The organism is Taibaiella soli (assembly GCF_003236175.1).
In the GTDB taxonomy this organism is placed as follows: domain Bacteria; phylum Bacteroidota; class Bacteroidia; order Chitinophagales; family Chitinophagaceae; genus QKTW01.
The window spans coordinates 32,659-55,461 of the sequence record NZ_QKTW01000016.1 but is presented as its reverse complement, the minus strand read 5'-3'; the positions used below and the strand labels follow the sequence as shown (position 1 = coordinate 55,461).

At 44.6% G+C, this 22,803-nt stretch carries 18 protein-coding genes; 3 read left to right on the top strand and 15 right to left on the bottom strand.

Going from position 1 to position 22,803, the window contains the following annotated elements:
- Positions 1-21 precede the first annotated feature (21 nt).
- Together mazG and DN068_RS10360 are read right to left on the bottom strand one after the other, a co-directional pair.
- Entirely contained in the window at positions 22-792 is a 771-nt protein-coding gene (gene mazG, locus DN068_RS10365) for a nucleoside triphosphate pyrophosphohydrolase (RefSeq protein WP_110998845.1), read from the bottom strand.
- A 21-nt stretch (positions 793-813) separates the two neighbouring features.
- On the bottom strand, positions 814-1,380 hold the full coding sequence (locus tag DN068_RS10360) for a UbiX family flavin prenyltransferase (protein WP_110998844.1): 567 nt from the start codon (positions 1,378-1,380) through the stop codon (positions 814-816).
- Between the two features lie 122 nt (positions 1,381-1,502).
- Here DN068_RS10360 and DN068_RS10355 point away from each other — a divergent pair, with 122 nt between their 5' ends.
- The gene (locus DN068_RS10355; protein WP_165836354.1) at positions 1,503-2,072 is read left to right on the top strand and encodes a thioredoxin family protein; all 570 of its coding nucleotides are present in this window, start codon (positions 1,503-1,505) and stop codon (positions 2,070-2,072) included.
- 184 nt (positions 2,073-2,256) lie between these two features.
- On the opposite strand, the gene nth is transcribed toward DN068_RS10355, so the two are convergent.
- The 4 genes from nth to DN068_RS10335 form a co-directional block, all read right to left on the bottom strand.
- The gene (gene nth, locus DN068_RS10350; RefSeq protein ID WP_110998842.1) at positions 2,257-2,928 is read right to left on the bottom strand and encodes an endonuclease III; all 672 of its coding nucleotides are present in this window, start codon (positions 2,926-2,928) and stop codon (positions 2,257-2,259) included.
- A 60-nt stretch (positions 2,929-2,988) separates the two neighbouring features.
- On the bottom strand, positions 2,989-3,432 hold the full coding sequence (msrB, locus tag DN068_RS10345) for a peptide-methionine (R)-S-oxide reductase MsrB (RefSeq protein ID WP_110998841.1): 444 nt from the start codon (positions 3,430-3,432) through the stop codon (positions 2,989-2,991).
- Positions 3,433-3,724: 292 nt separating this feature from the next.
- Entirely contained in the window at positions 3,725-6,628 is a 2,904-nt protein-coding gene (locus tag DN068_RS10340) for a gliding motility-associated C-terminal domain-containing protein (protein ID WP_110998840.1), read from the bottom strand.
- Between the two features lie 183 nt (positions 6,629-6,811).
- Positions 6,812-8,095, bottom strand: a complete 1,284-nt coding sequence (locus DN068_RS10335) for a M16 family metallopeptidase (RefSeq protein WP_110998839.1) — start codon at positions 8,093-8,095, stop codon at positions 6,812-6,814.
- Positions 8,096-8,315: 220 nt separating this feature from the next.
- Between DN068_RS10335 and DN068_RS10330 the strand changes: the two genes are divergently transcribed.
- Entirely contained in the window at positions 8,316-9,026 is a 711-nt protein-coding gene (locus tag DN068_RS10330; RefSeq protein WP_110998838.1) for a porin family protein, read from the top strand.
- Positions 9,027-9,162: 136 nt separating this feature from the next.
- Here DN068_RS10330 and DN068_RS10325 read toward each other — a convergent pair whose 3' ends face one another.
- From DN068_RS10325 to carB, 9 genes are all read right to left on the bottom strand, one after another.
- The gene (locus DN068_RS10325) at positions 9,163-9,678 is read right to left on the bottom strand and encodes an acyl-CoA thioesterase (RefSeq protein ID WP_110998837.1); all 516 of its coding nucleotides are present in this window, start codon (positions 9,676-9,678) and stop codon (positions 9,163-9,165) included.
- Between the two features lie 226 nt (positions 9,679-9,904).
- On the bottom strand, positions 9,905-10,519 hold the full coding sequence (locus DN068_RS10320) for a hypothetical protein (protein ID WP_110999061.1): 615 nt from the start codon (positions 10,517-10,519) through the stop codon (positions 9,905-9,907).
- Positions 10,520-10,538: 19 nt separating this feature from the next.
- A complete protein-coding gene (gene bioA / locus DN068_RS10315) occupies positions 10,539-11,810 on the bottom strand; it encodes an adenosylmethionine--8-amino-7-oxononanoate transaminase (RefSeq protein WP_110998836.1) in 1,272 nt (423 codons plus the stop codon).
- Positions 11,803-12,441 carry a dethiobiotin synthase gene (gene bioD, locus DN068_RS10310; protein ID WP_110998835.1) on the bottom strand — a complete coding sequence of 213 codons (639 nt, stop codon included), beginning with the start codon at positions 12,439-12,441 and terminating at the stop codon, positions 11,803-11,805. The genes bioA and bioD overlap by 8 nt, the downstream gene beginning before the upstream one ends.
- Positions 12,426-13,571 carry an aminotransferase class I/II-fold pyridoxal phosphate-dependent enzyme gene (locus DN068_RS10305; protein ID WP_110998834.1) on the bottom strand — a complete coding sequence of 382 codons (1,146 nt, stop codon included), beginning with the start codon at positions 13,569-13,571 and terminating at the stop codon, positions 12,426-12,428. The genes bioD and DN068_RS10305 overlap by 16 nt, the downstream gene beginning before the upstream one ends.
- Positions 13,564-14,571, bottom strand: coding sequence for a biotin synthase BioB (bioB, locus tag DN068_RS10300; RefSeq protein ID WP_110998833.1), 1,008 nt, complete (start codon positions 14,569-14,571; stop codon positions 13,564-13,566). The genes DN068_RS10305 and bioB overlap by 8 nt, the downstream gene beginning before the upstream one ends.
- 60 nt (positions 14,572-14,631) lie before the next feature.
- Positions 14,632-16,506 (bottom strand): TonB-dependent receptor plug domain-containing protein, encoded by a 1,875-nt coding sequence (locus DN068_RS10295; RefSeq protein ID WP_165836353.1) that lies wholly within the window; start codon positions 16,504-16,506, stop codon positions 14,632-14,634.
- A 33-nt stretch (positions 16,507-16,539) separates the two neighbouring features.
- On the bottom strand, positions 16,540-18,012 hold the full coding sequence (locus tag DN068_RS10290; RefSeq protein WP_110998831.1) for a hypothetical protein: 1,473 nt from the start codon (positions 18,010-18,012) through the stop codon (positions 16,540-16,542).
- Between the two features lie 66 nt (positions 18,013-18,078).
- Complete coding sequence (gene carB / locus DN068_RS10285; RefSeq protein ID WP_110998830.1) at positions 18,079-20,922, bottom strand: carbamoyl-phosphate synthase large subunit; 2,844 nt, start codon at positions 20,920-20,922, stop codon at positions 18,079-18,081.
- 272 nt (positions 20,923-21,194) lie between these two features.
- On the opposite strand from carB, the gene DN068_RS10280 reads away from it, so the two are divergent.
- Positions 21,195-22,718, top strand: a complete 1,524-nt coding sequence (locus tag DN068_RS10280; protein ID WP_110998829.1) for an outer membrane protein assembly factor BamB family protein — start codon at positions 21,195-21,197, stop codon at positions 22,716-22,718.
- Positions 22,719-22,803: the final 85 nt, after the last annotated feature.

Sequence of the window (22,803 nt, the reverse complement as noted above, 5' to 3'; positions counted from 1 at the left end):
TTTTAGCAGACAGGCGGAATTTTAGTTACGTTCTGTGGCTTTTACCGTATTCCATAGATCATCCATTTCCAGCAGGGTCATATCGTGAAGCTGTTTGCCTTTTTCCTGGGCCATTACTTCCATTTGCTGAAAACGTCTGATGAATTTCTTGTTTGTTTTTTCAAGCGCAGCTTCAGGATCCAGCTTCAGAAAACGGGCATAGTTGACCAATGCAAAAAGTACATCGCCAAATTCCTGTTCTATTTCTTCAGGATTATCTGTTGCAATTGCTTCATATAATTCGCTGATTTCTTCGTCCACTTTTTCCTTCACCTGATCTATATGATCCCATTCAAAACCTACCTGTTTTGTTTTGTCCTGGAGGCGCAAAGCTTTCATTATTGCAGGCAAAGAAGGTGGAACGCCAGCCAGTACGGATTTTTTTCCTTCCTTCAGTTTTATTTTCTCCCAGTTTTGTTTCACTTCTTCATCGTCCTGAACCTTCACACCGGAATAGATATGCGGATGGCGGGTAACCAGTTTATTGCAAACACCTTCGATCACATCTTCAAGCGTAAACTGATTTTGCTCCGCGCCGATTTTGCTGTAAAACAGAATGTGCAGCAACAGATCGCCGAGCTCTTCTTTGAGTCCTTTCCAGTCATTTTCTGTGATTGCATCAGCCAGTTCGTAAGTTTCTTCAATTGTTTGCTGACGCAGTGTATGAATGGTTTGTTTTTTGTCCCACGGACATTTTTCTCTCAGTTCATCCAGAATATTTCTCAGTCGCTCCAATGATTGTGCGTATTCCATAGATTTTCTTTTCGTTGTTTACTATTCGGGATTTTCTTCGCCCCATTTAAAGCCATTCGTTTGTAAGCCCATCAGCTGCAGCACGCGTTGTACCACCGTGTCTGCCAGTTCCTCAAACGATTGCGGTCTGCTGTAAAATGATGGTGATGCCGGGCAGATAATACCGCCCGCCTCTGTCACGGCTGTCATATTGCGCAATTGAATGAGGCTGTAGGGCGTCTCACGAACCACGCAGATCAGTTTTCGGCGCTCCTTCAGCATTACGTCGGCCGCGCGAGTTACCAGATCATTGCTGATGCCATGTGCAATGCGGCCCATTGTACCCATACTGCAGGGGCAAATAATTAGTCCCTCGTAAGAAGAACTGCCAGATGCAAATGGTGCCATAAAATCATTTTTGTCCCAGACTTTAAACGGGTAGCCGGTATAGGCATCGTTGCCCAGTTCATATTGCCAGACAGTGTGTGCATTAGTGCTCCAGACGAGGTCCACTTTCCCAACCTGCGTTTTCATCTGCTGCAATCTGTCGAGCAATACTTTGGCGTAAATAGATCCGCTGGCACCAGTGACCGCTACGGCAATATTCATATTACCTTTTTATAATAAGATACAATAATATTAACAAAGCTACGGGGAAATAGTTGTAAATTGGTGGCAGTGACACTGTAAACCAATAGGGTAAAAGCAGTGCCAGGTTTTTTATGAAGTACATGAAGTTTATTCTTTTGGCGGTGGTGGCTACAGTTGCGGTATCAACAGCGCTTTGGGCTGACGGTAATAAAAAGAAAAAAAATAGTGCATCGACTGAGGTGAATACTGACAGCACAGAGATTCACTGGTTGACGTTAGACCAGGTACAGGAAGCAATGAAGAAGCAGCCAAAGAAAGTGTACATGGATGTGTACACCGACTGGTGCAGCTGGTGTAAGGTGATGGAGAAGAAAACATTCACCAACACGAATGTGATCCGCTACATGAATCAGAAGTTTTATGCGGTTCGCCTCAATGCCGAACAAAAAGATAGTATCCGTTTCCTGGGTAAATTGTACGGATTTGTTCCGGAGTATAGAGCCAATCAGCTTGCTGTAGATATTTTGCACGGGCAGATGTCGTATCCTACCAGTGTAATTTTCGAAGAGAACTTTTTACAACCACAACCGATACCGGGTTATCTTGATGTGCCAAACATGGAGATGATCCTGAAATATCTGGGTGAGAATACTTATAAAACAGTACCATTTCCGGATTATCAGCAAGGTTTTAAAGCCACCTGGAATTAACGGATCGCTGATGACTGAATTTTCGATGGCTGATTTGTGAGTGGTCAATTGTCAGTTGTGAGTATCCGAGATATTGCACATGTAATAGAGAAATTGAATAAAAAAGCTGCCTCAGAAATGAGGCAGCTTTTTTGTATCCAGGTTTCGCTTGCATTGATTTGACCATTCCCCCTGAAAAGAAATATTACTTCTTTTTAGGCAGGCCTTCCACCACATACCGCATATCGGTTTTATAAAATTTACAGGCGGCAGTAATACCGCAATCTTCGCATTTGGGACGACGGGCAACGCAGATATAGCGACCGTGAAGGATTAACCAGTGATGTGCTTTATGGATTAATTCTTTCGGGAAGTTGGCAATGAGCTGTTGCTCGGCTTGCAACGGAGTTTTGGCATTTGTCGTAAGACCTACACGAGCAGAAACACGAAATACGTGTGTGTCCACCGCCATGTTCGGTTGTTCGTCGATAACGGAAGTAATCACATTCGCAGTTTTCCGGCCCACACCTGGTAGTTTCACCAGTTCGTTTACGGTATGTGGTACTTCGCCGTTAAAATCCTGCATCAGCATTTGCGCCATGCCGATGAGGTGTTTGGTTTTATTGTTCGGGTAACTGATACTTCTGATTAATGGGAATAAGTCGTCAAACGTAGCTTTAGATAACGATTCAGCATCAGGATATGCAGCGAAGATAGCCGGTGTCGTCATGTTGACCCGCTTGTCGGTGCATTGCGCAGAAAGGCTCACGGCTACCAGCAACTGGTAAGCATTATCATACATCAATTCTGTTTCCGCCACCGGCATGTGTTGCTCAAACCAGTCAATCACATACGCATATCTCTCTTTCTTCGTCATAAAAAAAGCCCGTTATTTTCTGCAAAATAACGGGTTAAAATGAATCCTGTTTGTTAGAAATTATTTAGCGTCTGGTTCAAACTCCAATACCGCAGAGTTCATGCAAAAGCGTTTGTACGTCGGTGGCGGCCCGTCGTCAAAAATATGACCGAGATGGGAGTCGCAGCGGCCGCAAAGCACTTCGGTACGATCCATTCCGTGAGAACGATCTTCTTCATAACGTACACTATTTGGGCGCAAGGCTTCAAAGAAGCTCGGCCATCCGCAAGTGCTGGCAAATTTTGCATCTGATCTGAAAAGCGGGTTGCCGCAGACAGCGCAATAATAAGTGCCTTTGTCGTCAGCGTTCCAGTATTTGCCGGTGAATGCCCATTCTGTCCCTTTTTCACGGGCGATGTTATACACTTCCTTTGGAAGTATCTTTTTCCACTCGGCATCACTTACATGCAAATGCGTAGTGTCTGTACGGGAGTAATAAGGATTGTTTTTATGTTCTGTATCCATAGATTTATTTTTCTGAGCGTTGGAGCATTGTGTCCATAGAAGAATGGCACAAATCGATAATATTATACTAAGGTAGCGCATGGGGCAATTATTTCATTACATAAATTAACGATTTCACGGGATGAAAAGATTCTGCGGAAGCGTTAAGACTTTCTAAAAAGGGACAATAACTGCCCGATATGATTGTAGACACCGACCATTTAACCTTTTGCCTATTTAATTTTTGACCGGCAAAAGAAAAACCGCTTCAATCTGAAGCGGTTTCCTGTTTATATTATTTCGAATCGGATGATTATCGGATCAGTGTCAATTCACCTTTCATTTCGTAATCTTTTCCGTTTACACATCTGTATTTGAGGTAATAGAAATAAGTGCCCATTTCTTGTTTAGCACCACCGAATGTACCATCCCAGCCTACAGATTCGTCTGCTGTTTCAAACACGACTTGTCCCCAACGGTTTACAATGCGGAATGTCTGAATTTTATGATTACCAATTGTGATGATTTTAAAGATATCGTTCTTGCTGTCATTGTTTGGTGTAAAGGCATCTGGGAGATAAACTTCACAACAATTTTTCGCATTTACAAAAACACTGTCCCCGGCAACACAACCAAATGAATCGGTTACATACATAGCGAGGTAGCCAGGCAATGGCACCTGCGCATAGGCCAGGCGTTGTGTATCTGGTACCACACCGAAGTAACGTACAGGTGTCCATGTGTAATGTGAGCCTGAATCGATCAGATTTGCTTTGATGGCTACCGTATCACCAGAACAGATGTCTGTGTTGGAGATGCTGTCGAGGTGCGCATATGGTAACGGATGAATGTTGATGGTGTCTCTGTAAATCATCGATGGGCAACCTTTTGCAGAAGCAATTACTGTAACCTGTTGCGGGCCTGCATTCGCCCATTTCACACCAAACGGACCACCGCCTGCTGCACCATAAACTACGGTACCGCTACCAAAATTCCAGGTATAATTATCAATGCCCGGTGTTGCATAGTTAAGACTTACTATAACCGTTTCATTAGCACAGGCAGAATCTTTGATTGCTGTTCTGAGCTGTGGCGCAGCGTTTACCTGAACAGTATAAAACGATTCCGGACTTACGCAACCTTCGTGGTTTACCTGCAGACGGACTTTTTGCGGACCTGTAGAATCGAAGCGCGCAATAAACGGACCTTGTCCGGAACCACTCAATAATGTAGATGCGCCCAGCGGGAACTTCCAGTCATATTGATCTGTAGTAAGCGCACTGCCGAAGTAGTTGAATGTATCTAATCCATATTGACAGATGGTGGACTGTGTAGCCAGGATGATTCCGTTTGGACGAGTACGTACTGCTACTTCAAGTTTAGTACGGATACCTTCACAGCCATTAACGCTTTGTGTTACCCAGTATACAAGTGTATCGGCAGCAAGAGTGCTTGGTGTTGGCGGTGTTGCTGTACCAGTGCCACCATTTGGCGAATAATACCACAACAGGTTAGTGCCATTAGCTGTTACCGGAACCGCGTTATCACCTGTACAATAGAAAATTGGCGTAGTTACGGTTGGCGGAGCTGGCATATTGGTTACCTGCACGTTTACAGAACCTGGAGTCAGAGGACAACCGTTTATAGTACCTGAAACAGTGTATACACCAGAATTTGCAGGAGTCGCGTTTGGAATAGAAGGGTTGGCTTGTGTAGAAGTAAATGAGTTTGGACCGGCCCATTGAACCGCTGCTGTACCTGAAAGATTGGCATTCAGCTGTATGGTTGCATCCGTACACAAAGGTGAATTTGAAGTAGGATGCAGCGCCAGGGTATCGCTCGCAAAAGTGAAATAACTATTATTCGCTAAAGTCAGAGAAGCTGTCAGAATACCATTTTGACTGGTCATTGCATAAACAGTCGTATTTGTCGGACTGATTGCAGAGTCTGTAGAAACAAGCAGATGTTTGATGCCTGCAGGGAAGTCACTTGCTTTGATTGAAATCGTTACTGTATTTACAGAACCTGTTTTCTGCACTTTCCAGACGCGGCTGATGCGTTGTGCGCTCACGGTAGAAGTAAAACAACGGGTATAAGTAATAGCCGCTGCGTTATCGCCAAACAATAAAAATGAGTTATTGGCAGCAAATGTGTTTGTATTGCTGACATTGTCTACCGGACTTGTGCTACCATTGTATGAACCATTCAGAACGGTAACAAGACCGGCTGTATTGATCGATTTTGACTGACGTTGATCGAGTGCTGAAGCATCGTCACGGCCAATACCTGTAATGTTATTGATGAACGGCAGGTTTGCAGTGCGATCCCAGATGGTAGTGCCTGAAGCTGATGTATAGTTATTAGCGTAGGTCGCTGATTGATCTAAAGTGAAACCGTATTTTACCGCAAGGTAAGACTCGGCTTTATTGCGGTCTGCAGGAGAAAGCGTCTGGTTGTAGATCGCGATTTCTGCTACGTCAACGGTAGTTGGATATTGGTCGATTGAGGTACCACCGCAGGCAGGAGTCGTTGCCGTAGGTTCGTTGCCCAAACCTATTTTACCCTGACAAGTAGTGGTATTGGCAGTGGTAGTGGCTGTTGCGATTTGTGCGCCATTCATCATAACTGTTTTCAGCGCATTGGTGCCTGTAGTCGGTGCCACAAAGGCATCTGAAAGAATATACTGATCATTTACGTTGACCGGGGTAAACATCGTTGTACCAGACGTGCCAAAGTCAAATCGCAGCTGACCGATAGTTGTGCCACCATTATCTACTTCAAAACCCAGACGCGGAGACTGATTCCAGTTTTCCCATTTCAGCCATACACCGGTTCCGGTAAAACTATGGAGTTTAATTACCTGAAGAATGGTAACATTAGAAGGGTTAAACAGCTGATTACCAAGAAACTGGTTCGCGGTAATCATGGAGTTGGGTTTTGTCCGGTCAAAAACTACGTGCGGGTTAAAATTGATGCCCACAGGCGCCAGACTAGGTCCAAAATTGTTTGGATTGAGTGCGGAAAGGTTCATATTTCCGGTAATACCCGCACCAGACATATCGTTCCATTGATTTACTACACCGCCGGCAACGGTGGTACCGGTATTTGCCTTAATCCAAAAATTCAGGCCAGAGCTGATACCGCCAGGACCCGTGGATTGGGCAAGTACCGGGACGGTGAGTAACAAGCAGAAAACAAAGAGTATATTTCTTTTCATCTTTGAAAATTGGTATTTTTTTACGGGGTTCAATTAGTAAATATAACTATGTTAGTGACTTTTTGCAACAGTAGGGACACATATTCTTCACATTGATAGACAGTAATGAATAAAAAAGCGTTAGGGGCGCCTCAAATAAAAAAGCCTCCTTTTGGAGGCTTTTTAGAAAAATTTAACAAGAACTTAAATAACGACAAGTTCATAGAAATGATCTTTATTTAAATATTTCCTTGCCAATTCACGAAGTTCTTCAACTGTTATCGATTTGTAAATACGAATATTGTTATTAAAATGTGTTTCGTCGAGATCATTTAAGATCAGCATACGCCAGCGCTGCAAAATGGAAAACGGACCATCGAGGTCACCCAGGAGGTTCCCCAGAAGATAGTTTTTTACCAGCAGAAGTTCTTCATCATCAGCCAGTTCGTTGCAGAGCAAATCCATTTCATGATAGATTTCTTTCACAGCAGCTTCGAGCACGTCGCGGCCGGCTTCTGTGTGGATAGTAATAGCACCACCATTGATCATTGGGCTTAATGAGCTATAGATGCCATACGTATATCCTTTGTCTTCGCGAATATTGCTCATGAGGCGGGAGCCGAAATAGCCGCCGAAAAGGGTATTTAAAACAACCATCGGGGCAAAGTCCGGATGATGACGGTTCGGGAATGTACGCGCAATGCGAATAGCACCTTGTACGCCGTTCTCGTCATTTATAATATGGTGTTTCTTTTCAGTGTTCGGATTCATATCGAAGGTTGCAGGAACAATAGTGCTAGTGGTTACTTCGCATTTGCCGAATACTTCGTCTACCATTTTTACTGTGTTGCTATCTACCCTGCCTGCCATGAAGATTTGCATATTCGCCAGTGCAAAATGCATTTTGTAAAAGGACAGCAGGTCTTCACGAGTCAGCGCCTCGATATTTTCTTTGCGTGTATAGCGGCCATATGGATGGTTCATGCCAAACAGAAACGCATCAATCTGCTGGTTCGCCACAAATTCAGATTGGCGGAGATTTACCAGCAGGCGCTGTATTGTATTCTGTTTATAAATGGTCAGTTCCTGCTCCGGAAAAACAGCATCGGTAATTATTTCCAGAATTACGGGCAGCAGCTGCGGCAGGTGTTTATTCAGAGAATGTATGGTGATGGTCGAAAAATCATTGCCGGCGTGTACCTTAAGACTCGCGCCGTAAAACTCAATCGTTTCATTGATCTGATGCGCCGTATATTTTGAAGTCCCGTTCTTCAGCAATCCTGCCGTGGCATTCGCAACGCATTCTTTGCTTTCGTGCCAGATGCCCGCAGGAAACACCCAATTGATCTCTACGACTTCCTGCACTCCTGCATTCAGCCAGTGAATCGGCAGGCCATTGGCCAGTTGCTCCTGATTGATTGGCGGAAGTACATAATCGAACTCAATGGCATCGTGTATAGCGGGTGGCGTGACGCGGTCTAAACTCATAGCTTGATTTTGCACCAAAGATAAAAGACAAATGCAGCACGACAATTTTTGATTTTTGTGGGCATTGTGGGATGAATTCCACAAAATCAGCTCCTTACAAAAAGAATGAGCCACGGGTAATAAAACCGCTGCAACTGACTGATTATATTTGAGATAGGAATGGTCTGGATTGCCGGGGGCATATTTTTTAGAACGATTGCTGATAATAAAAACTACAGCTATGAAAAAAGTTCTCTTAGTAATTCCGTTTATGATGGCCGGTTCTCTTGCAATGGCGCAGTCAACTCCGGCAGATGATATGGGTGTTGGCTTCGGCATTAAAGGCGGCTGGAACAGTGCCAATATGAGTATCAAAACCGACGGTACCGTCGACGATAAAAATGCACTTTCCTCTTTTAATGTCGGAGGGTATTTCGATTTTCCGATTGCGCCGGTGTTTAGCCTGCAGGCCGGAGTGATGTTTACCGGCAAAGGAGCAAAATTTACCTCGGGCGATAAGAATGGTGAGAATTGGGTAGAAACCAAAACCAACCCGCTATACCTTGAAATCCCGGTTTATGCTGTCGGAAAAATTCCATTGGCGCCACGTACCAATATATTCTTTGGTGCCGGTCCTTATGGCGCAATGGGTGTAGCCGGTAAAACAAAGACCAGCGGTCAATTGCTTGGTGTGAGTTTTTCTGATGAGCACAATATCAAATTTGGTAATGATGACCCGACGAATGGCAACAACGGCAGCAGTAATTCAGGAGATGTGAAACGTTTTGACTGGGGTTTGAATTTTATGGCCGGTGTGGAAATCAACAGCATTACGCTAAATGCGAATTATGGACTGGGCCTGGCAAACATTGCCCCGGGTTCCAGCAATAACGACAATGATAAATACAAAAACAGAGTGTTCTCCCTGTCTGTTGGATTTCTCTTTAGATAATTTGACGATTCGGCAATTTGAAAATGGCCCGCAAATCGTAGGGGAACAGTCGGACAACTTTGAGTCATCTGACTGTTCTCCTTTAATACGTATTACAACATCGTCGTTCACAACTGACCACTCACCGCTCACGATCCTAGTCCCGATTAAACAAAGCCTTTAGCTCTGGTGCTTCGGATGGAGACATTTTTCCGCTCAGAATCAGGCGAAGCTGTCTTCTGCGCAAGGCGCCATCAAACATTTCTTTCTCGTGAGTTGTTTCAGGAACCAGTTCCGGCACTTTTCTTGGTTTGCCATGAGGATCTAAAGATACAAACGTGAAGTAGGCTTCATTGCTCAGGTATTTAAATTGTACGTGCAGGTCTTCAGCCCATACTTTCAGATATACTTCCATCGAAGAATTAAAAGCCCGCGTCACCATCGATTCAATTGTAATTACGTTGCCCAGCTTTATCGGACTGGCGAACGAAATATTATCTACAGAGGCTGTAACCACTGGTGTATTGCTGTGCTTCATCGCAGACACTGCCGCTGCGATATCCATCCAGTGCATGAGCCGGCCACCCATAAGGTTACCCAAAGTATTCGTGTCATTCGGCAGTACCAATTCACTCATCACATTCGCGCTGTCTTTACAATGTTTCGGAGCCATAACTAAGTTTGTACTTTAAGTTACTGAGTTTCCCGCAAAGGAGCAAAGCACGCAAGATTTTTGGTCTCGCGGCGATCACAAAGGCACAAAGCTTTTATTTTACAACCTTTCATGTCACCCTGAGCATAGACGAAGGGGACTTCCTTCCTAAGCTCCGCGTGGCCAGCGAGGAAATATGAGTGCTTACAACTGACAAATATTGACCATTCACCATTGACCATTCACACTAATTCAGCGAAGCGGCCAGTCCCACTACCCAGTTCTGATACAATTCATCTTCAATTGCACAAACAGCAGCTGCAACCGGTTGCCAGTCCGGGTGGAATTCATTCAACATACGCGTCATTTCTTCCAGATGCCCGGCTTCCTCCATGATGATTGATTTTACATTCACCTTAGAACCTGCTGCAGTAAGCAATTCCTGATAAGTGCCGTAGAGCTCGTCGGCACGCACTTCAATAGCATAAGTCACCAGGATATAAGCCGCATCATCTGCTGCACGTCCTTCCAGTTTCAGTGTTTCTTTTAAATATCGACATACCGAAACATCCAGACGATGCAGATATTGGTAACTATTAAAGGGAGCAAGCAAATAATCAAATGCATAATCCGGACAATAATCTTCACCCAGCTTGCTGATTTGCTTTTTAAGATAGTAAGCATGGCGTGCCTCTTCTGCTGCATGTTTCAGCACTGTGATGTTTGTATGCACCGGATGTTCGTAACGGGAAATTTTCCGCGCACCAACATTTTCCATCAGTGAAAGCGTATTCAGGAAGCGCGCATGCAGCGCATCATTCGCAATTATTTTTTCCAGTGTATTTTTAAAAATATGGCTCATTGAAATGTTTTTCTGATCGTTAAATAACTTCAAGCAGCGCTTGGATTTGTTCGTAGATAAAAGAAAGTTCTTCGTTCGTAATGCAATACGGCGGCAGGATGTAAATAATATTGCCCAGGGGGCGCATCAATATTTTTCGCTCCAGGAAAAAACGATAGATAAAATTGCGTTGCTGATTGAGGTAACTGGTAGCGTTGCCGGTATTCAGTTCAAGCGCAATGATAGTGCCACACTGGCGTGCATCCAGTACTTTTTCATGTTGCTTCGCAGTTTGTAAGAATGTGCGATGCAAATCAGAAATTCGTCTGATGTTTTCGATGCATTCATCTTTTAGGGACAAATCAAGACTTGCCAGTGCGGCTGTACAAGCAATTGGATTGGCAGTAAAAGAATGGCCGTGATACAACGTAGTCATGCCGTCATCGCCGAGAAAAGCGTCGTAAATATCCTGCGTACAAGTTGTAACGCCCAATGGTAAAGTACCGCCAGTCAAGCCTTTCGAAAGGCAAATAATATCAGGTTCGGCTTTTGTCAGTTGATCACAGGCAAACAACGTACCCGTTCTGCCAAAGCCCGTCATCACTTCATCGGCGATCACGAGACAATCATGTTGTTTGCACACCGTGATGATTTCTTCCAGCGCTTCAGCACCGTACATGCGCATGCCTGCAGAACCTTGAATTAACGGTTCCAGAATAATGGCTGCCGTGTCGTTCTTCTCCAGTATTTGCTTTAGTGATGCAATGCAATTTTCTTCCGTAGGAAAAGGAATGAACGAAACATCAAACAGCAATGGATCAAATTTCTTCGTAAACAAGCTGCGTGCACTTACCGACATAGCGCCAACGGTGTCACCATGATACGCGCCTTCGAGCGCAATAATTCTTTTGCGATCGATGCCTTTATTCTGCCAATACTGATAAGCCATTTTCAGCGCCACTTCCACCGCAGTAGAACCATTGTCTGAATAGAAAACTTTTTTCATCTGGCCTGGCAGCAATGGTAATAGCCGTTCGGCTAATTGCACGGCAGGTTCATGTGTGAAGCCCGCGAAAATGCAGTGCTCCAATTGTATTAGTTGCTCGCTGACACGTTGTGCAATGTATGGGTGCGAGTGTCCGTGCAGATTCACCCACCATGATGCAATGGCATCAAGATATTGATTTCCTTCTTCGTCGATTAAGTAAACGCCTTCACCTTTGGTAATACCAATAGCTTCGGGCCATACTTTCATTTGTGTATATGGATGCCAGATTACCTCGGCGTCTCTTTCTTTCAGTGTTTTAGCCATTGTTCAGCAAGTTTTGAATCCACGGTTTCATTTTCGTGGCTACTTCGTGAATGGTTTCTTTATTGACAGTAGTCAGTTCTCCGGTATGGTATATAGCATCAATGCCCGCATAATTCCGGATAAAACTTTCAGAATTTTCATCTGGATTGCCGCTTACAATCAAGCCCAGTAAAGGAATGCCGCGATGCTTCATTGCTTCGATGCAAAGCAGTGTGTGATTAATGCTACCGAGATAATGACGCGTTACAAGTAAAGCAGGTAATTGTTGGTGTTGTAAAAAATCAGCCATCGTCCCATTTTCATCAATTGGCGAAAACAGGCCGCCGGCGGTTTCTATAACCAGTGTGTTGTTTGTTTGCGGCAGTAAAAAATCACGATAATCGATCGTTCTGTTTTCATGCCTTGCAGCTGTATGCGGTGAAGCAGCCATCTGTAGTTGCACTGCTTCCGGGTGCACAATACTACGCGTGTTCGATAAAAGCCGTTTTACGGTAATGCTGTCGCTATTATCCAGACTGCCCGCCTGTACTGGTTTCCAGTAATCAGCCTGTAATGCTTCTGTAACAATGGCGGCAACAACTGTTTTGCCAATATCGGTATGAATGCCGGCAATGGCTATTGCTTTTTGCATAAAAACGAATGTATATGATGATGCAAAAGTTCTATTTCTTCTTTGCTGTTGAATGAGTGCAAACAAATGCGGATGCGCTCTTTTCCTTGTGGAACGGTTGGATGCATGACGGCGGAAACAAGTATTTTTTGTTCATGCAGAAATGTCGCCAATGCCTTCGTCGTATTGTTATTTCCGATTATCAGACTTTGGATCGGCGCGGCACTTTCCAGCCAGTAGGCCGTTTCATAAGATTGACGCAGACTTCTGAAATGGTGGATGTTCTGATGTAATTGCGTCCGGACAGCACTGTTTTGCTGTATCCATTCATACGCGTGTTTCGCTGTCTGCACAGCGGTTTCCGGAATTGCAGTAGTGTAGATAAATGAACGTGCAAAGTTGACGAGATATTCTTTCAGTATTCGTGAGCCAACAATCACGGCGCCGTGGCAGCCCACTGCTTTACCAAACGTATGCACTCTTGCGAAAACATCGTGTTGCAGGCGGAAGAGTTGTATCAATCCGGCTCCGTTATTCCCAAAAACACCTGTGGCATGCGCTTCATCAACAATCAACGCGGCGTTGTATTCTTTCGTAAGTGCTGCAATTTCGTGTAATGGCGCTACATCTCCTTCCATCGAATACACCGATTCAATGATTACGAATACGGGGCCGTTGCCTGCATGTTTTTGCAGCCGCTCGCGAAGTTCTCCAACATTATTATGCTCGAAACGATAACTGTATTTTGCCTGGCTCAGACGAATACCATCGAGAATGCTTGCGTGGCAATATTCATCGTAAAGAATAGTGGAATGCCTGTCTGCAATACAACTTAACAAGCCGAGATTAGCATCGTAGCCCGAATTGAAAACAAGTGCCGCTTCTGTATCGTGAAAGTCAGCGAGCCAGTTTTCAAAATCAGTTATTGTCTGGTAATTACCGGATAAAAGGCGGGAGCCTGTTGCGCCATAAGAAGCTGTAGGCTCCGTATGAGACAAAGACTCCCGTAACGCGTTCGTTTTGGCAATACCCAGGTAATCGTTTGAGAAGAAATCGATTCCTTCGCCTGCTTCTTTCAGCCTGCGTTTATTGCCTTGCAGCTCGCGCTGTTGTAATTTGTTTAATAGCTGTTGAGTGACTGCGTTAAGCATGTGCTGCCGCTTCTACTGCTACCTTTTTCATTTCAGGTTTGTCTGCAAAAGGTGCTTTTGATTTCAGCCCCAGCAGCTGGAACATTTCCATATCGTCTCCAAATTCAGGATTCGGTGTGGTCAACAGTTTGTCGCCGGCGAAAATTGAATTCGCACCCGCCATGAAACACATTGCCTGTTCTGCCAGTGAAAGCTCTTTACGGCCCGCTGAAAGACGAACAGCAGCTTCTGGCATTACGAGACGAACTGTTGCAATCATACGAACCAGATCATAGAACGGAACACGCTTGGAATCTTCCAGTGGTGTACCTTCTACCGGAACCAGCGCATTGATCGGAACGGATTCCGGATGTTTCGGCAGATTAGCCAGTGTGTGGATCATGCCGATACGGTCTTCATCTGTTTCGCCCATACCGATGATACCACCGCTGCAAACAGTGATACCCGCTTTGCGTACGTGTTGCAGCGTATCCAGTCGATTGTCGAAATCGCGGGTGCTGATAATGTTCTTGTAATATTCTTCTGAAGTATCGATGTTGTGATTGTAAGCGTACAAACCAGCATCAGCAAGCTTTGCAGCTTGTGATTCGGAAAGCATACCGAGTGTACAGCATACTTCCATGTCCAGTTTGTTTACTTCTTTCACCATATCCAATACACGGTCAAAATCGCGGTTGTCGCGTACTTCGCGCCATGCAGCACCCATACAGAAACGGGATGCGCCGCCTTCTTTAGCTTGCTTGGCTTTCTCTACCACATCATCCACTTTCATCAATGCCTGTACTTGTACGCCTGTGTGGTAACGTGCTGCCTGCGGACAATATGCGCAGTCTTCAGAACAGCCGCCGGTTTTAATAGAGAGCAGACTGCTCACCTGCACTTCGCCAAATGTATGTTGCTGGCGGTGCATGTCGGCTGCTTCTAAAACTAATTGCAATAGCGGTTTATGGTAAATCCCACTGATTTCCTCTTTGGTCCAGTTATGACGGATGACGCTCATTGTTTTCGTTTTTTGAAAGTATAGATGGTTGAATTGAGGGCCCAAAGATATTCCAGTTTATCATTTGTCAAACAGGCCAGAGAACTTAACTCCGAGTGAAAACCATCTGCCCGGCATTGGAATGGAACCTATTTCCTTATACTGGGTATTGAGCAGGTTGTTCACATCGGCATAAATATTAAACTGCTTCAACTGATAACAGATACGTGTATCTAGTAATGTATAGTCATTCGCGCTGATGCGTTGCAGGTATCTTCCTTTGAAATTAATCTCCAGTTTATGGAAGAATAATCCATGTACCCCGAAAATTAACTGGTGTCTCAGTGCTTCTACAGCATATTTAGAAATCAGCTCATCTGAAGCTTTTACAGAAGGGTCGAGATAGGTATACGATGCCTGCAGTTGCAGTTGCGCCTTATCAGAAAGGTGTAAATGCCTGCTTAGTTCATATTGCAGACTTAGTGTCACGCCTTGTGTATTGATCGACTGGAAATTTTGTGGTTGCCATGGGTCATTTTCTGTTGCTTTCACCCAATCAATAAAGTCGGATACATGGCGATAGAAATAACTAAGTTGTCCGGAAATCAGTCCTGGCTTGTATTGTACGCCGCCTTCGGCATAGCTTGCCAGTTCCGGTTTCAGCTGATCGTTACCGATATTGGTTGGCCCTTTATAATAAAGATCAGTGTAGGTAGGCAGGCGTTGACCTGTTGTTGCGGCCGCAAAAAGTTTCCATTTCGGAAGGATATAATAGCCAACGTCCGCACCAGGAAAGATTTGCCAGTCGTAATCACTGTTGTAATTGCCGTACAGTCCTGCGCTCGCGTTTAGCTTGTCGTTGAAATGGTATTTGTACTCAGCATAAATGCCCAGATTATTACGGTCGTGTTTGCCTAAGTTGTTACTGTTGATGCCTTCGTTGCGCAGTTCTACGCCCGCACCCATAATGCCTTTGCCGATCTGGATGGTGCTTTGTATTTCACCTGTCACCACATTCGTTTCATGAATATTGTGGTAATAATCAGGGTTCTGACGAATGAAAATATAATCATCTTTCGCGTAGCGATAACTCAAGCGCGGCATGATTTTGATCCGCTTGTTCAGTTGCAATGTGTAGCCAATGCCTGCGATTGCCGTTTGTACCGTTTCTTTTGATTCTTTATCTGCCGGCGCCGAATAAAAACCATTAGCGCCGTAGCTGTTGGATACATAACCGCCCATCGCTTCAATGCTGCTTTTATCGCTGAGGCGAAAATGGTTTTGGTAAAACAAGCGGTACGCATCAAATGCTGTATTATAGCGATAGCCATTTCCCTGATCATGTGCGAAAGAAAAAGTGTGCGACTGATCTTTCCCTGCTAATGTTGCAGCGGCTTGTGCACCCCAGCCGTAATACGTATCGCCGTTGCTGGTATCTTTCTGGAAGCTGCTACCAGCATATATTTGCGCGCTTACTTCGCTTTTCTGCGGATTTTTAGTAACAATATTGATTGCGCCAGCCAGTGCATTTACACCATATGTTCTTGCAGCAGGTCCGCGGAGAATTTCAATGTGGTCAATAGAAGAAACCGGAATCGGCAGATTCATCATGTTATGACCGGTCTGCGGATCAGAAACTTTGATGCCATTTACAAGTACGAGCACTTCGTCAAATGAACTTCCGTCAATGCTTACATCGCTTTGACTGCCCCATGGCCCGCGCTGGCGCATATCCACACCCGCTACATAAGTCAGTAATTCGTTTACGGATTTTACCGGCAGTACTGCAATTTGCTTCGCATCCAGCACTTGTATATTCCGGTTCTGACGGCCGTATGCAGCTTGCAGACGGTTTTCGTGTATAATTACAGAATCAAGATCAGTATTAGCTTTCTGGGCAAATGCACTGCTTTTTGCAAGCAGGCATATAACCCCCAAGAGTAGTATTTTCTTCAAAACAGGTTCTTTGTTGCGGCGCAAAGCTAAGCATTATGGCTTTTGCGGCGCCACATAACCTGTATCTTCTCCTTTCCAGAACTGCTCTTCAGACACAACGCGGTATTGCTGAACGGTATCCATTACGAAATAACGGGTGTTCAATTTTCTTAGAGAATCATTGACAAAGCAAGACATGAACACATTTTTCTTAGTAGTAAATCGCTCTTTGATTACTTCATCCGGCAGTGTGATCATTGTGCGCTGCAGTTGCGTATGCCCGTTCATTCTGTCGATCATCATGCTTTCTATCGGCAATCCCCAGCTCATAATCAAGACATCTTCCATCTTCTGGTTTTGCCGGATGATGACTTTTGTCCACCCGGTTTTGTCCATTTGCTGCAGCATTTTATTCATGTAAACAAACCGCTCTGTAAACATCTTTGACGAGGAGCCAATGTATATAAGCCGGGTGGCGAAAATGGCGGCCAATAGCAATGCTGCTTTTTTTTCTGAAAGCAAAGGAAGGAAATAGAAAACAAAAGGGGCGCTGAGCAAAATGGCAAACCCCATCCATTCGCTTTGCATATAAAAACGGGTATGGAAATCGTAAGAGCTGCTAAAAGTAAGACAGATGAAAACAAAATAAGCAACGCTGCACAATACGGTCCAGAACGTGAGCAGCCATTTGCGCGCCTTTAGCATAGTGCCGAGCCCAAGGACAATAATGATAAATATCCACCAATGATCAGTTTTGCAATCCTGAAAAAAGCTATTGGCTGCATCTCCTTTAAAAGTGCCCAATATGAGCGGCAAGGTTGTATGCGTGATGTCGTACAACTTCCCGGAATCGTAACTATTATTGTTTTGACTGATAAAGAATTTAGCAAGAAAAATGAGGAACAGCGGTAAGCAAATAGTGAGGCTTTCTTTTTTTGAGAAAGGCCAGTAACGTTTGGTAAGAAACATAAAGCCGATAAGGTAAAGTAAAATAACACCTACCAGCGGATGTGTAAAAATGGCCAGTCCGCCGAAAACCAAAATGGTTGCTGCATATTGCCAGGTCGCCACCTGCCGTTCTTTCTTCCATAAAATGACTCCGAGACAGAGAAACATCCACGCAATGCCCTGATGTACTTCATTATTGGTCCAGTAAAAAGAATCGCTAACAAAAATGGTATAGTATAATCCCATCAAAACGGCTAGTGCATACTGTTTATACCGGAAGGTAAGCAGCGCGATAACCAGCAGAAAAAACAGATTGAAGCTGGTGGAATACAGTAGCAGCATCGTTTGAACCGGCAAATGAAGCTTAATGGAAAGTAACGGAACCAGCTGTGTTATAAAAGATCCATACCGTTGTTCCTGTATTGCCAGTTTGCCACTGCTTGCAATTAGATAAGGGATGAAGGCGTCGTCTACAAAAAGGGCTCGTTCGCGCCAGAAATAGAGGGCGCCCAGAAATAAAATGGCCAATGTTGCGACAGCTATTATCGCTGCCTTTTTAAAAACCGGGTTCGCGTTCATGAAAAAGCCGAAAGCCGCTTATTGGGCGGCTTTCGACAGACAAGATAGTAAAATATAAGAAACTTTTTATTTGCTGAGGTGCATGCTTCTTTCTTTGTATAAAGTGCGGAACCATGGATCGCGCAGGCTCTTGATGAAGCGGATCGCTTCGCCCGTGCTCTTCATTTCTGGTCCGAGTTCTTTATTTACATTCGGGAATTTATTGAAGCTGAACACAGGTTCTTTCACCGCGTAACCTTCCAGTTTTTTCTCGATGGTAAAATCTTTCAACTTATTCTCGCCCATCATTACTTTGGTCGCAATGTTGAGGTAAGGAACACCGTAAGCTTTTGCGATAAACGGAGTAGTGCGGCTCGCGCGTGGGTTCGCTTCGATCACATACACTTTGTTGTCTTTAATCGCGTACTGAATATTGATCAAACCTTTGATCTGGAGTTTCAGTGCAATTTTCTTCGCGATATCAATCATTTCGTTTACTACCAGCTGGCCCATGTTGAAAACAGGGAGTACGGAGTGGCTGTCGCCGCTGTGAATACCTGCTGGCTCAATGTGCTCCATGATGCCCATGATATGCACTTCTTCACCGTCGCAGATCGCATCGATTTCTGCTTCCTGACAACGATCAAGGAAGTGGTCGATCAGGATTTTATTGCCTGGCAGATCGTTCAGGAGATTGATTACGTTCTTTTCCAGTTCTTCGTCGTTAATCACGATGCGCATGCGCTGACCACCGAGTACGTATGAAGGACGGATCAGTACCGGGTAACCTACCTGATTGGCAACTTCAATTGCTTCGTCGGTTGTGTAGGCGGTACCGTAATTTGGATAAGGAATGTTCAGCTCTTTCAACAAGTCACTGAAACGACCGCGGTCTTCTGCGATATCCATGTCATCGAAGGAGGTACCGATGATTTTGATGCCTTTTTCATTCAGGCGTTTTGCCAGTTTCAGCGCCGTTTGTCCGCCGAGCTGTACAATCACGCCGTCTGGTTGTTCGTGTTCAATGATCTCCCAAAGATGTTCCCAGTATACTGGTTCGAAGTACAGTTTGTCTGCGATATCAAAATCTGTAGAAACCGTTTCCGGGTTACAGTTTACCATGATCGCTTCGTAACCGCAGTCTTTGATCGCCATCAGACCGTGCGTACAGCAGTAGTCAAATTCGATACCCTGACCGATACGGTTTGGACCGGAACCGAGGACGATGATTTTCTTTTTATCTGATTTCGTGCTTTCATTTTGCATTACGCCTTCAGAAAGTGCAGTTTCTTCAAACGTACTGTAGAAATAAGGCGTTTTTGCTTCGAATTCTGCAGAGCAGGTATCCACCATTTTGTAGACGCGGGTAATACCTAGTGCTTTGCGGTGTTCATATACTTCGTCGGCAGTGCAGTCTTTTACAAAAGATGCAATCTGCTCGTCGCTGAAGCCCATGCGTTTTGCCTGTGCCAGCAGATCTTTCGGAAGTTTTTCGAGGTGTTTGTACTCTCTGATCTTATTTTCCAGGCTTACAATATCCTGAATCTGGTAAAGGAACCAGCGGTCGATCAAAGTTTCCTCGCGGATTGTTTTAATAGAGATGCCTGCTGACATTGCTTCCTTGATACGGAAGATACGATCCCAGGTCGGGCGCTTCAGGTAGTTGATCAATTCTTCAGGGCGCATTTGGCTGCGACTGATAGAAGTGAGCCCTGTTGCGTTATTTTCCAGGCTCTGACATGCTTTCTGCAGTGCCTCAGGGAAAGTACGGCCGATTGCCATTACTTCACCTACTGATTTCATCTGCAGACCGAGTGTATCGTCGGCGCCTTTAAATTTATCGAAGTTCCAGCGCGGCATTTTTACGATTACGTAGTCGAGCGCCGGCTCAAAGTATGCTGAAGTTTCCTGGATGATCGGATTTTTCAGTTCATCCAGATTGTAACCAATGGCCAGTTTTGCAGCGATTTTCGCAATCGGATAACCAGTTGCTTTAGAAGCCAGTGCAGAAGAACGGCTCACGCGCGGGTTGATTTCAATCGCGATGATTTCTTCTGTTTCCGGATTCAGTGCAAACTGCACGTTACAGCCGCCGGAGAAGTTACCAAGGTCGCGCATCATCATGATGGCAGTGTTACGCATCAGCTGGAATGCTGTATCACTCAGCGTCATTGCCGGCGCTACTGTGATACTGTCACCCGTGTGGATGCCCATTGGGTCGAAGTTTTCCACCGTACAGATGATCACCACGTTGTCCGCAGCATCGCGCAGCAGTTCCAGTTCGAATTCTTTCCAGCCCAGTACCGCTTTTTCTACCAGTACTTCGTGAATCGGAGAAGCTGTGAGACCACGTTCCAGCGCAGCATCCAGTTCTTCTTTGTACATCACGAAACCACCGCCGGTACCACCCAGTGTAAATGAAGGGCGGATTACGAGCGGCAGACCGATTTCCTGCGCAAATTCTTTACCTTCCAGCAAAGAGTTGGCAGTTCTTGCAGTTGCTACCGGTACGTTCAGTTCAATCATCCACTGACGGAACAGTTCGCGGTCTTCCGCTTTGTCAATTGCTTTAATGTCTACACCGATCAGTCGACAGTTGTATTTTTCCCAAACGCCCACCTCGTCACATTCCTTAGCGAGGTTGAGAGCAGTCTGTCCACCCATGGTAGGCAATACTGCGTCAATCTGGTTTTCTTCCAGTATCTGTTCAATACTTTCAACAGTCAACGGCAGCAAATAAACTTTATCGGCAACGATCGGGTCCGTCATGATCGTGGCAGGGTTGGAATTGATCAGGATCGTTTTAATCCCTTCTTCCCTGAGACTGCGGGCAGCCTGAGAGCCAGAGTAGTCAAATTCGCAAGCCTGTCCGATGATAATTGGACCAGAACCGATAATGAGTACAGATTTAATGGAATTGTCGCGCGGCATATTATGTATACTAAATATTAATAGTCAATGAAGAAGCAAAACGGAGCAGTTCAGAAAACAGAGCTCACTTTTTACCTTCGGCGCGCTGAGTAGATACAAAAATCGGGCTCAACGCCCGAGGCGCAAAGGTAGGGGTTTTGCGTTAAATTTTTTTCAACTTTTTTGAAGTTTTTTCCAGAAGCACCGGAATCCGGTCATTCAAAAACCAGATTAATTGGCTATTGATAGTGGTAGAATTCTCTTTTATTTTTACCACTATATAAAAGTCCAAAATGTCCAGACCCTTTTTAATACTTGTGGCAGCGCTTTTGGTCTGCCAGAATCTGACAGCTAAAACAAAAAAGGAACTAGCATTTACTGTGATTCATACCGATTCTGTAGTCGGGTATACAGCCAGTAAAGAACCAATCCGGGGAAATTGCTATCAGTTTTCAGCGCCGATTTTTCAGATAAGTATGAATGCGGACCAAAATCAGGCTCTGATCTTATTGAAACAGATCGATCCGAAATGGGGCGTGTATGGTCGCGGAGAATTATCTGCATTCAATTTTCAAACGGGAAATTTCGGCTGGCATTTTACGGTAAAAGGGATAGATATTAGGCGGTCAAAAGACGCCATCTATTGTAAGCAAGGAACCACAGCTTCATTATTTAGTATGGCAGATGGTTCGGAGATTAGAAAAGTACCCGGCCCTTATCTTTTCATGGACTATGAAAACAATATCGGTTTTGGTGGAGAATATGGCGTAGATCTGATTTCGGGTAAGTGCATCTGGCGACATCCGGTAACCGCGGAAGATGGCGAACTGCCGGGTGAATTATATCATATTGATGACAGCCTGGTTGCTTTCTGTTATGGTGGGCTGCATGTGATGAATTTATACACCGGCAAGGGCTGGGATTATAAACTTTCCACCACCAAAGGCAATCCGGGAACTACTTGGACGCTCATTGGCGCAGGGATGGTTGGCGGGTTATACCAGGGTATGGCAGTTGCTCCGGTTAGTATGGGGCCTGGGTCGCCCCGTCTTACGGGTTTTAACTCAAATATCGCCAGCGATAATGGCTTGATTTACATTGCAGATAAACTAGGTCTGCTCTGCTGGGATGTAAAAACAGGTGAATTAATCTGGCGCCAGAAAATTTCAAGATCGAAAATGAGTGGTTCTGAAATATTTATCAAAAACGGGGCGATTTATATTATTAATAAAGGGTTGGCTGATCAGGGTAGTATTGGAACCCCTTTTATTGCAGCCTATGATAAAAATTCCGGCAACGAAGCATTTTTTCAAACGTTGGGTACCGGGGGAATCATGTCATACAGAATAGAAAATGATACCTGCTGGATATACAACGGGGATCTGCATCGAGTAGATTTAAATACGGGCGAATTAAAAAGTCAGCATTTTATTGCCAATAAGTACGTAACGGCTAAACGATTGTTTGTAGACCCCTCTACTTTGCTGGTCGAAAATATAAAAGGACTCACAAGCGCCGGAACGGTATTTCATGGAGATTTTTTTATGGTCACAGAAAACAATGAAATCTGTGTTTTCAGCAGAAACGCTGAATTGAGACAAGTATTAAAATCGAACAATTTATGGCTGGTGAATGGACGGTATAAAGACAATTATATACTGTTGAACGGTAAGGGAGAAACGGCTTTGGAACGCGATGGAAAAATAACGCTCAAACTTCCTTCCGGATTTCATGACAACCTGATCGGCGATAAATTATACCGCATTTCAGACAAAAGTGTGCAGGTGATTTCGTTATCCGATGTTTTTGCCGATTGATAAACAGTGAGACAATAATTAAGCCTTCCCGTGCAAAATTCAAAAACCTCAAGTTCCTTAACTTCGCCGCCGAAAATAGATTAAA